This window comes from Acinetobacter sp. YH12070 (assembly GCF_013419625.1).
Classification (GTDB): Bacteria; Pseudomonadota; Gammaproteobacteria; order Pseudomonadales; family Moraxellaceae; genus Acinetobacter; species Acinetobacter amyesii.
Genome location: NZ_VOZT01000077.1, coordinates 1 through 11,562, shown reverse-complemented (window position 1 = coordinate 11,562; position 11,562 = coordinate 1). Strand labels below are relative to the sequence as shown.

The window sequence follows — 11,562 nt, the reverse complement described above, 5'->3', positions numbered from 1 at the left end:
GAGTATTTTGATTATCATCTTAAAGAAACAGAATGGCGTTGGATGAGGGAGCCTAATGAGCTAGCAACAGAGTTGTGGGACCTCATTAGGTAAAACTAAGTGCAAATCTGCTAGTCTAGAGCCTTAATTATTTTGATCAAACGCTACTGAATAAGTTATTGCAAGGGATCACCGAATATGGCGCCTCATTTCAGGAATTACATTATCTGACCGACATCTATCCTGAACCCGTCAAGAACCGTTTAGCACGTTTTATTTGGGCCAGTAGTAAATTACTCAAAGTCATGTCTCGCAGCGCTTTTACTTTTCATTTTCAATCCCCTGCTGAATTACAGCAGTTTTTCAGTCATACAGGATTTGAAGAAGTAGACGTCGTTCAGCCGGCCTTATACTTTCCACAACAGCAACAAGAACAAGTGATTCCTTTCCACGATGCAGAGCAGCACTGTGGCGATTTGGTTTGGATGGTCCATGCCAAAACAAAAAAACAGCGCTAACGCGCTGTTTTTTATATGTTCATGTTTTAACTTACGGCTTCTAATAACAACACATCTTCTTTTTGGCGTTGTACAAAGCGCAATAAACGCTCCGCCAACTCAAAACTACCATGCTTAAACAAAGCACGAACCTGCGTATCTACAACGTCAAAGATGAGACATTCAATTTTAAACTCACCTTCTTCATCTTCTAGATGTAATGCCAAATCCCGAGGATATGCGTGCATGGAGTCCAACATTTCAGCCTGTACATTCAGCAACACGCCGAAATAATTTAAATCCGTAATTTGAGTTTCAACCACGAGGTCTGAATGGCGATGAGATAAATGCGTGAATGGCTGTTGTACACTTACACGCGCTTCGCCACGGCGTTCAATATTTTGCATTTGCTCTCGGCTCATTGGAATGATCCCATCCAACTGCTGAATAGACTCACCGCGTAGATAAGTTGCAAACAAATTCATGGTTTCCTTACGGCGTTGCAACTGCGGTAAATGATCCGCATTGGCAATCATGGCAAATTGCATATTCGGACATTGCAAGGCAAAGCCCGCATTTTCATGTGGCAAAGTAAAACTGTCGTACTGCCCGCAAGACACCAATACATCACACTGTGGAATCGGCACGTCTTGCAAACGCAGCAAACGGTTACAGTTAATGTCATAACGCTCTTGTTCGGTATTGGTGAATTCAGCCATTTGTCTAAAGAACAAACGCTTTGCTGTCGGTGACATCCGCGTCACATCCAGTTTGGCATGATTAACCAAATACAAAATCACCGCTTGACCAAATTCATCCATGCGCTGTTCTTTCATCAAATGCAAGGATTCTTCAAGCAACATGCGCCAGCTCTTGCGCGTTTTTTGCATTACGCCCATCAATATCATGCGGTCAATCAATTCAGGACGTTGATCCGCCAGTCCTGCAGCCACCACTGAACCGAGCGACATCCCCATCACGGATACTTTTTCTAGCCCGACGATATCCAACCAAACGCCTAACATCTGTGCCAGATCACCCAACTCTAAAGTCCCTGCCGACACCGAAGTATCGACATTGGTAATTTGCTGGTTTGAGCCCATGGAGGGTAAATCAATTAAAATAATTGGGCCTGCCGCAAATAATTGTTCGACACAATATTTGTAGGAATTAAAGTTTTGAAATGCCCCACCAATAATAACAATCGGGGTGCGATGAATGGTTTCAGGTTGTGCAATGGCCATATATTCGACCTTCCAGCCATCAATCCATGTCGTTCTGGCAGGCTGTTTAAAGCTTTGCTTGTCATACAGATCGAAAAAACTGTAATGCGTACTTTCCTGTACGGTGGGATCCATTTGGATAATGGAATTCATATTCCTTTCCTCCATTCCTGCCTTATTTTTATTGTCAGGAATTCATTTAGAGACTCTGCTCGACTTAGCGTCCTGCTCTTTAATCGTTATTTGTACGACTTCAATGTCGCTATTGTTTCATTCTATACAGAGGTTCATTTTACAAGCAACTGATATCCCCGCCGCTTATCTACTTTTGTTCTAAAAACAATTTCAAAATGTTAATTCTGGTCAGCATGTACAGTCGAATATGCACTTAAGTGCTTCATTGTTCAGTCACAGGCTGTTAATATCGAGTTGAAATTTCTAAGTGATCAAACCGCTATGCAAGAGTCTATTGAACAATACATGCAAACGGTAGGACAGCAAGCACGCACAGCATCACGTGTGCTCGCAGGGGCTTCTACCCAGACTAAAAATAATGCCTTATCAGCAATTTATACTGCTTTACAAAACAGTGAAACTGCAATTTTGGCAGCTAACCAAGTGGATATGACCAAAGCGCATAACAACAACTTGGATAGTGCTCTACTTGATCGCTTAGAACTTACCCCCACACGCTTTAAAGGCATGCTTCAAGGTCTAAAAGATGTAATCGCACTCACTGACCCGATTGGCGAAATTACCGATATGGCCTTTCGTCCGACAGGTATTCAGCTGGGCAAAATGCGCGTGCCGCTAGGTGTTGTCGGCATGATTTATGAATCTCGCCCGAATGTAACGCTTGAAGCCGCATCTTTAGCGCTTAAATCAGGTAACGCGATTATTTTACGTGGTGGTTCTGAAGCTTTGGAATCTAACCAAGCAATTGCGGCAGCGATTCAACATGGCTTAACTGCTGCAGGTGTACCTGAGCATGCCGTTCAAGTGCTTAATACCCCAGACCGTGCTGCGGTTGGCCAATTAATTACTATGCCTGAATATGTCGATGTGATCGTACCTCGTGGTGGCAAAGGCTTAATCGAACGTATCACCAATGAAGCACGTGTGCCTGTTATCAAACATCTTGATGGTAACTGCCATGTTTTTGTGGAAGCTCAGGCTGATTTGCAAAAAGCATTACCTATTGCGCTTAATGCCAAAACACACCGTTATGGCGTATGTAATGCCATGGAAACCTTGCTCGTCGATGAAAATGTCGCTGAAGAGTTTTTACCACGCATTGCTGAACTTTATGCTGAGAAAAAAGTTGAACTTCGTGGCTGTGCTGAAACCCAGCGCATTTTGGGTGAATCGATTGTTCCTGCAACTGAAGAAGATTGGTACACCGAATACTTAGGCCCGATTTTGGCAGTGAAAGTCGTTACTGGCCTAGATGAAGCGATCGAGCACATCAACAAATATGGCTCACACCATACCGACTCGATCATTACCGAAAACTTTAGTCTGGCTCGTCAGTTCTTGGCGCGTGTAGATTCGAGTTCAGTGATGATCAATGCCTCAACGCGTTTTGCGGATGGGTTTGAATATGGTCTTGGTGCTGAGATTGGTATTTCAACCGATAAAATCCATGCACGCGGACCAGTCGGTCTAGAAGGTCTAACTTCTCAAAAATGGATTGTGTTTGGTGATGGTCAAATTCGCCAATAACACCCAATAAGACAATGAAAGCTGTGCTTTTCTGATTAAAGGCACAGCTTTTTTTATGGCGATTTAAAAAACTAGACCCAGGGTTCACATATTGAAATATAAGCCTGCAAACACACAGGATATAGAATCGAAAACAGATTTTTTGACAATTAAATGCTTAAGAAGAATAAGAAAAGTTCAAATTACCTGCTTTTTGCAACAATTTGAGGATTACAGCGCAGCAACCGCATGTTATGTTCTATGTATATCCCTTAAATCGTATAAATTTTGAGGATTATTTTATTAATAAATGAAAACTATGAACTGATAAATTTTAATTATTATTGTGCTCAGGGTCGATAGTGCTTAAGTCTAATCTCCTAAAGTCTATCTAGGACGATAAAAAAACCCATGATAAAACATCATCACAGATCTAAATTGCATCAATCAATACAACTGCAATCAGATCAACATTATGGATAAGTATTTCAATTAGAATTCGGGTATTTAAACGTGTCTACATCAGTATTAGTAATTAACTGCGGATCTTCTTCTATCAAATATGCGTTAGTTTCTGAGCGCCGTGAAGATCGTATTTTTGGTCTGGCCGAGAACCTAGGTTCTGCTGATGCACGTATTAAAGGGGTCACTACGGGTGGTGCTGCGCTTGAGCTGTCTATTCCATATGCTGACCATGAAAAAGCCCTCGAAACTATTTTAGAGCGTTTGGCTCACCATAATCCTCAAGCGATTGGTCACCGCGTTGTTCACGGCGGTACATTAACCAAAGCTGAGCTATTAACACCAGAAATTATTGAACGTATTCGTGAAGCAACTCCACTTGCTCCATTGCATAACCCGGCTCACTTGGTGGGTATCGAAGCAACCATGCGTTTGTTCCCTGAACTTCCGCAAGTAGCCGTATTTGACACTGCATTCCACCAAACCATGCCGTCTCATGCATACCGCTATGCTTTACCAAAATTCTTGTACACACAGCATAACGTGCGTCGTTATGGCTTCCACGGTACAAGCCATGCCTACGTATCTGAGCGTGGCTCAATGTTGGCAGGCAGCTTTAAACAAGGTGGCTGGTTAACTGCTCACTTAGGCAATGGTAGCTCGACTTGTGCGATTTGGAATGGTCAATCTGTAGATACGTCAATGGGTCTAACACCTCTTGAAGGTGTGGTCATGGGCACACGTAGTGGTGATGTTGACCCAAGTATTCACAGCTTCCTTGCGAGCAACTTAGGTTGGGATATCTACAAAATCGACAAAATGCTGAACAGCCAATCAGGCCTACTCGGTTTGTCTGATCTTTCAAATGACATGCGTACATTGATCGAAGCATCGGAACAAGGCAACGAAGATGCCGCGCTTGCCATTGAAGTATTCTGCTACCGTTTAGCAAAATCTTTAGCAGGTCTCAGCTGTGGTCTACCACGTATTGACGGTTTATTCTTTACCGGTGGTATTGGTGAAAATTCTGCCTACATTCGTGAAAAAACGGTTTCATACTTACCACACTTTGGTTTCAACCTGAGTAAAGAATTAAATGACAACCTAAAACGCGGTACGGAAGGTCGTATTGACCACGGTACTGGCCCACAAATTTGGGTTGTTCCTACCGATGAAGAAGGCCGTATTGCCAAAGAAACTGAGCATGTTGTAGACGAGGTGACAGCGTCTGCTACAAAAAAGCCTGATGCTGAAGCTGCGATTGCATAAGCAATCGCATCAGCCCCTTCGCCTTCAATATTAATTTTTAGCTTTAATTTAGACACCGTATGAAAACAATTTTACTCGTGCCAACTGGGGAAGGTGTAGGTTTAACATCTGCATGCTTAGGTTTAATTTATGCTTTGGAATGCCAAGGGGTCAAAGCAGGTTTTCTGAAACCATTTTCACAGGAAAATGTCGCAGATACTGTAGACCGTACAACGGCTCTTTATCGTCATTTATTTAATAATGAAACGGTAGAACCCATTCACCATGCCACCATCGTGAAACAACTCAGTCATGATGAAAGTGATGAACTGCTCGAAGAAGCGGTTCGTTTGCACCGTGAAATTGCAAAAAAGCATGACCTAATTATTGTTGAAGGCTTGGTTCCAAACAGCCGAGATAACTTTGCCTCAGAACTGAATGCGACTTTAGCAAAAGCACTCGATGCCAAAGTGATTATTGTCAGCACAGCAGATATTCAAAATGCCACGAAAACGGCTGAGAAAATTGACAGTTCACTACGCCAATTTGGTGGTGCGGCATCTGAACGTACTGCGGGTGTTTTGTTTATGCGCACACGTGGCTTGCCAGAAGAGTCTGCGCAAATTCCTGTCACACTTGATCCAAATCTGCGTTTAATTAGTGACACCAATAAATTTGTACTCGAATTACAACAAAGTAATCCGCAAATTGGTTCTACACAGCTACCTGTTATTGGCCTCGTTCCATTTAGTAATACGCTCAGCGTACCGCGCATGTCTGACTTGGCGACGCATATTCAAGCGGAATGGATCAACCAAGGCGATGCCGCTCATCGCCGCGTACTACATAGCAGCCTAGTTGCATCGAATATTGAACATGAACTTCACAAATTTGTGGCAGGCGAACTGATTATCAGCGCCTCTGACCGTATTGATGTGTTGTTGGCTTCTAGCCTTGCAAGTAGCAATGGTATTCCACTTGCCGGTTTAGTTTTGACTGAACACCATCAACCGAACCCACAAGTTTTGGATTTCTGCCAAACTGCGATTAAGCAAGGCTTACCGATTTTACATACGCCTTTAAGCACTTTTGAAACGGCACAACAACTTTCAAATTTAGGCAATGAAATTCCTGTCGATGACGTAGAACGTGCAGAACAAGTGACCCGCTTTGTTTCAAGCCACATCAATGCTGAATGGATTACTGAAGTATTAAATGGTTCATATCAACCACGCTTGTCCCCTTCTGCATTCCGTCATGAATTGGTACAAAAATCTATTGCTGCGAAAAAACGAATTGTTCTACCTGAAGGTGATGAACCACGCACCATTCAGGCGGCTGCCATTTGTCAATCACGTGGCATTGCACACTGTATTTTATTGGCAAAACCTGAAGCCGTGATTGAAGTTGCAAAAGCACGTAATATCGAACTTCCACATGATTTGGAAATTATTGATCCAGATCTGATTCGTGAAAACTATGTGCCTAAAATGGTTGAGCTGCGTAAAGGCAAACTCAATGATCTACAAGCACGCGAACAGCTACAAGACACCGTGGTTTTAGGCACCATGATGCTTGCACTCGATCAGGTGGATGGCTTAGTCTCAGGCGCAGTACATACTACGGCGAATACTGTACGTCCTGCATTCCAATTGATTAAGACCGCACCTGATTATTCATTGGTTTCTTCAGTATTCTTTATGCTGTTACCTGATGAAGTCTATGTATATGGTGACTGTGCCATTAATCCAGATCCAAATGCAGAACAGCTTGCAGAGATTGCGATTCAATCTGCAGATTCAGCAAAAGCTTTTGGTATTGACCCACGTATCGCAATGATTTCGTATTCAACAGGTACTTCTGGTGCAGGTGCAGATGTCGAAAAAGTGGCTGAAGCAACACGTATTGCCAAAGAACGCCGTCCAGATTTACTCATTGATGGCCCGCTTCAATACGATGCTGCATCGGTGGAAAGTGTGGGACGCTCTAAAGCACCTGACTCTAAAGTGGCTGGTCGTGCCAATGTGTTTATTTTCCCTGACTTAAATACAGGTAATACAACCTATAAAGCAGTTCAACGTTCTGCAAATGTAGTCAGTGTTGGCCCAATGCTGCAAGGTTTAAACAAGCCTGTAAATGACTTGTCTCGTGGCGCATTGGTCGATGACATCGTGTTTACCATTGCATTAACGGCAATTCAGTCTGAACAGCAAGAAGCTTAATTTTAGTTTCGAGTTCTAAACCACCCTTTCGAAAGATTGGGTGGTTTTTTGTTTTATATAACTTCCATTATATTAAAAATGGCTCAGAATTAGTGGAAATTTCTTTTAAATTCTATGGCTAAATTTTGAGTATTGGGTACATGACCAATAATGTATTCATTCTTCGCTTAAAAAAAGAAATCAAAGCTCTGATACACATATCTAATTTAAAAAATAAAAGGAAAAATTTACATAAATTAGAGCCTGGATATGAAACTAGGGCGTGACGTATTGCTTCAGTTTATGCCAATATTTATCTAGAAAAAGAAAAACATCGAAACAAAGATTTAGTTGGCCGTTACTATTGGATGGGCTTAGGTGCATTTGTTTCAAAAAATCTTAGCTGCCATTTTAAACATGGTTTAACTGCATGGGAATATAAATGGATTCCACTAGGGGTAATTCGTGATCCTGTACATACTTTTGCAAAAGGTAACTTATGGCTATTTATGGATATTGCACCTTGGCATTATGCTTTGAGCATGTCTTCATCCTCTTTTAATCAATGCCGAACTCAACGTGATGTTTCCAAATTTACTCATATTAAAGAAGAAGTTATAAACGTTCCTTGGTCAAATTGTTTACCCATAATTAAAAACTTAAAAGCACTTTAGAAATTAAAAGTGCTTTTGAATATCTACCAAAATTGAAAAGTATTCTGCCGAGTTCTTATAATATCAAAAACATGGAAAGAGAATATCAGGGGCGACACGCCGGTGTACTCGATAAGGTACCAGAAACAGTATACAGCGAACCATTATCAAACACTAAAGTCGCCAATTATGATAGCCGTATGGAATGGATTAAAAAAGCAGCAGAAAAATATCATCGTTTAATGCAAAGTGATAAAGGAAGATACTTTTTAGAAGAAGAACTAAAAATTATTGCGAAATGGGGGCGATAGCAAAGCTAATTTTACAGTTGGAAAGGATAGTAATGATGGAAAAATTTAATTACTGCATTGTTATTTTTATGGTGGGTTATCTCCTTTCAGCTTGTCAACCTAGTGCAAAAAATACAGAGAATAATAATGTCATGAATCAACAGCGTTTTAGTTTACATTTAGGCCAACAAGGGTTTAAAGATTTTTCTCAACATAATCTTGGGCGTCCCGATAGTCATCCATCTAGAGCAGGTTTTAGAGAGTTAGATTTTACACCACCCAACTTAGGTCAGATTAAAGTTGAAAATGGTGAGAATAGCTTAGTGATAGATCATGTATTTTCAGTTCTAGGAACATCGTTTAATAATGAGGATGGAATACAAGGGCTTGATATTAATGCAGGGCTAAACAAAGAGGAATTTGTACGTCCTGAACAAGCCCACCAAGCTTATGTTGACTTAATGAGACGTATAAATCAGGCCGAATGGAAAAATTATTTCTATCGTTTTTCTGCACGAATAGCAAAGGAAGATAATATTCGATATCTAATGAAATCAGGTGATGTCATTGACCCGACTTATATCTTTAATTATGAAGAATGGAAAAAGATAATAAATACAGTTGGAGGGAACACTATAGGCTACCGATTATATGCCAATGGTATCCTTTTGGATCTGAGTATAAAACAAACTCAAAAAACTGAAGATGGTAAAGAACAATATATGGTTCGTTATGCTTTCAATACGATTCGTTATGATGAAAGAAATTCAATGGATGATTCAGAGAATAATATTGATACTTACAAAATGACCTCAAAAGAGTTAGAACAAGCATTTGCAAATGAGCTGATAAGAAATAAAAAATCAAGAGAAATTGATGAAAAAGAAGTTATAGTACAAGGCTACCATATCGATGAAAATTATGAAGATCCTGATGTTTGGCAATATGTTAAATAATCAAATGTTGTCGCGTTTAGACTCAATTTTAAAGCACTTTTACACAAAATTGATCATTGAAACTAAAGATTTGAAGATTTGAAGATTTGAAGATTTGAAGATTTGAAGATTTGAAGATTTGAAGATTTGAAGATTTGAAGATTTGAAGATTTGAAGATTTGAAGATTTGAAGATTTGAAGATTTGAAGATTTGAAGAAGAATATTATTTTTATAAAATTTAAAGCAAAAAAAAAGAAGATAAAGCTTTAGGCTTGATCTTCTTGTTGACCGTAGAACCAAGTTGCTGCGATAAATAGAGAAAAACCAATAACTGACAACACTGGAGTAACCATATAATTCACACTCTAACTTTGATGACGTCATTATGTAAAAGTTTTATGACAGTTATATGACAAATATGAAATATCCAAAAATAATAAATATTATTTAATTTCATAATCTTAGAAACAAAAACAAATCTTCTCCTCTAGTTATGTGACAAATATTTCATGAAATATGACAGTTAAAACGTCATTTTCAGGCCATTTATGACTGCGAAACATGGCGCTGTTTAAGCCTATTAAACTTTCGGCCAAAGATTAAGCGAAATACCCACACAACTGTGTTTTTGTCTTATAATTTAGCCCGCTAGCTAACAGCCCGCTCAAGAGATATTTGTATGACAACTATTATCAAGCAAGATGACTTGATCACATCGGTTAAAGATGCGCTTCAGTTCATTTCTTACTATCATCCACAAGACTTCATCCAAGCGATGAGCCGTGCGTACGACCGTGAAGAAAACAAAGCCGCAAAAGACGCGATTGCACAAATTTTAATTAACTCTCGTATGTGTGCAGAAGGCCATCGTCCTATCTGTCAAGATACGGGTATTGTGAACGTATTTCTTGAAGTGGGCTTAGACGTTAAATTTGATTTAACCATGAGCCTAGACGATGCAATCAACGAAGGTGTACGTCAAGGTTATCTTGAAAACTCAAACATTCTTCGTGCATCAGTATTAGCTGATCCTGCTTTTGGTCGTAAAAATACCAAAGACAATACCCCTGCTGTAATTCACTACAAACTCGTTCCGGGTAATAAAGTTGATATTACTGTTGCTGCTAAGGGTGGCGGTTCAGAAAACAAATCTAAACTTGCAATGCTTAACCCTTCTGACTCTATCGTAGATTGGGTACTTAAAACTGTTCCAACAATGGGTGCAGGTTGGTGTCCTCCTGGTATGCTCGGTATCGGTATTGGTGGTACTGCTGAAAAAGCCATGATGCTTGCAAAAGAAGCATTGATGGAAGAAATCAACATGGACGAATTACTTCGTCGTGGCCCACAAAACCAAATCGAAGAACTTCGTATCGAAATCTTCGAAAAAGTAAATGCTTTAGGTATTGGTGCTCAAGGTCTTGGCGGTTTAACGACTGTTCTTGATATCAAAATCAAAGACTACCCATGTCATGCTGCGGGTAAACCAGTAGGTATGATTCCTAACTGTGCTGCAACTCGTCATGCACATTTCCAATTAGACGGTTCAGGTGTAGCACATATTCAAGCGCCTAGCCTTGAAGACTACCCAGCGGTGACTTGGGATTCATCAACATCTAAACGTGTTGACTTAGATAACATCACTCAAGAAGAAATGAACTCTTGGCAACCGGGTGACACACTGCTTCTTAACGGTACAATCTATACAGGTCGTGACGCTGCGCACAAACGTATGGTTGACATGTTAAACAAAGGTGAAGAACTTCCAGTTGACCTAAAAGGTAAATTTATTTACTACGTTGGCCCTGTTGATCCTGTCGGTGACGAAGTCGTTGGTCCTGCTGGCCCAACAACTGCAACACGCATGGATAAGTTCACACGTCAAGTGCTTGAAGCAACTGGCATGTTCGGTATGATTGGTAAAGCGGATCGTGGTCCTGCTGCTGTTGAAGCAATCAAAGACAACAAAGCGACTTACCTCATGGCTGTCGGCGGCGCTGCTTACTTAGTATCGAAAGCGATTCGTGAAGCTGAAGTTGTAGCATTTGCTGACTTAGGTATGGAAGCGATCTACAAATTTGTTGTAAAAGACATGCCTGTATCGGTAGCTGTTGACGTGAATGGTACTTCTGTTCACGCAACTGCACCAAAAATCTGGCAAGCAAAAATTGGTAAAATCCCAGTAGTTGATGCTGCTGCGAACTAATTTCGCCACGTTCAAGATCAAAAAAAGCACCCCATCGGGCACTGCTGTCCCACAATTTTTCACAAGAGGAAGCTCATTTGAGCTTCCTCTTGTTTTATGGGTATTTTATCGGGTGAAAATAAAGCTTTTAAAGTTCTTCTTTCAAACAAATTCACTTGAATTATTC

General features: G+C 40.5%; 6 protein-coding genes and 3 pseudogenes. 8 read left to right on the top strand and 1 reads right to left on the bottom strand.

Annotation, left to right across the window (positions count from 1 at the left end):
- Together FTU17_RS15725 and FTU17_RS15720 are read left to right on the top strand one after the other, a co-directional pair.
- Nucleotides 1–93, top strand: a pseudogene (locus FTU17_RS15725) (IS1595 family transposase); the annotation flags it as partial.
- A 29-nt stretch (nt 94–122) separates the two neighbouring features.
- Nucleotides 123–497 (top strand): annotated as a pseudogene (locus FTU17_RS15720) (leucine carboxyl methyltransferase); the annotation flags it as partial.
- 26 nt (nt 498–523) lie between these two features.
- On the opposite strand, the gene FTU17_RS15715 reads toward FTU17_RS15720, so the two are convergent.
- On the bottom strand, nt 524–1,852 hold the full coding sequence (locus FTU17_RS15715) for an alpha/beta fold hydrolase (RefSeq protein ID WP_180026007.1): 1,329 nt from the start codon (nt 1,850–1,852) through the stop codon (nt 524–526).
- A 303-nt stretch (nt 1,853–2,155) separates the two neighbouring features.
- On the opposite strand from FTU17_RS15715, the gene FTU17_RS15710 reads away from it, so the two are divergent.
- The 6 genes and pseudogenes from FTU17_RS15710 (at nt 2,156) to FTU17_RS15685 (ending at nt 11,396) form a co-directional block, all read left to right on the top strand.
- The gene (locus FTU17_RS15710; protein ID WP_078189652.1) at nt 2,156–3,421 is read left to right on the top strand and encodes a glutamate-5-semialdehyde dehydrogenase; all 1,266 of its coding nucleotides are present in this window, start codon (nt 2,156–2,158) and stop codon (nt 3,419–3,421) included.
- A 492-nt stretch (nt 3,422–3,913) separates the two neighbouring features.
- The gene (locus FTU17_RS15705) at nt 3,914–5,131 is read left to right on the top strand and encodes an acetate kinase (protein ID WP_180135978.1); all 1,218 of its coding nucleotides are present in this window, start codon (nt 3,914–3,916) and stop codon (nt 5,129–5,131) included.
- 59 nt (nt 5,132–5,190) lie between these two features.
- A complete protein-coding gene (gene pta, locus FTU17_RS15700) occupies nt 5,191–7,332 on the top strand; it encodes a phosphate acetyltransferase (protein WP_180004548.1) in 2,142 nt (713 codons plus the stop codon).
- 269 nt (nt 7,333–7,601) lie between these two features.
- A pseudogene (locus FTU17_RS15695) lies at nt 7,602–8,324 on the top strand (DUF2515 family protein).
- A complete protein-coding gene (locus FTU17_RS15690; RefSeq protein ID WP_180065182.1) occupies nt 8,308–9,210 on the top strand; it encodes a hypothetical protein in 903 nt (300 codons plus the stop codon). Before FTU17_RS15695 ends, FTU17_RS15690 begins: the two are co-directional and overlap by 17 nt.
- Nucleotides 9,211–9,869: 659 nt before the next feature.
- Nucleotides 9,870–11,396, top strand: a complete 1,527-nt coding sequence (locus FTU17_RS15685; protein ID WP_078189659.1) for a fumarate hydratase — start codon at nt 9,870–9,872, stop codon at nt 11,394–11,396.
- Nucleotides 11,397–11,562 lie beyond the last annotated feature (166 nt).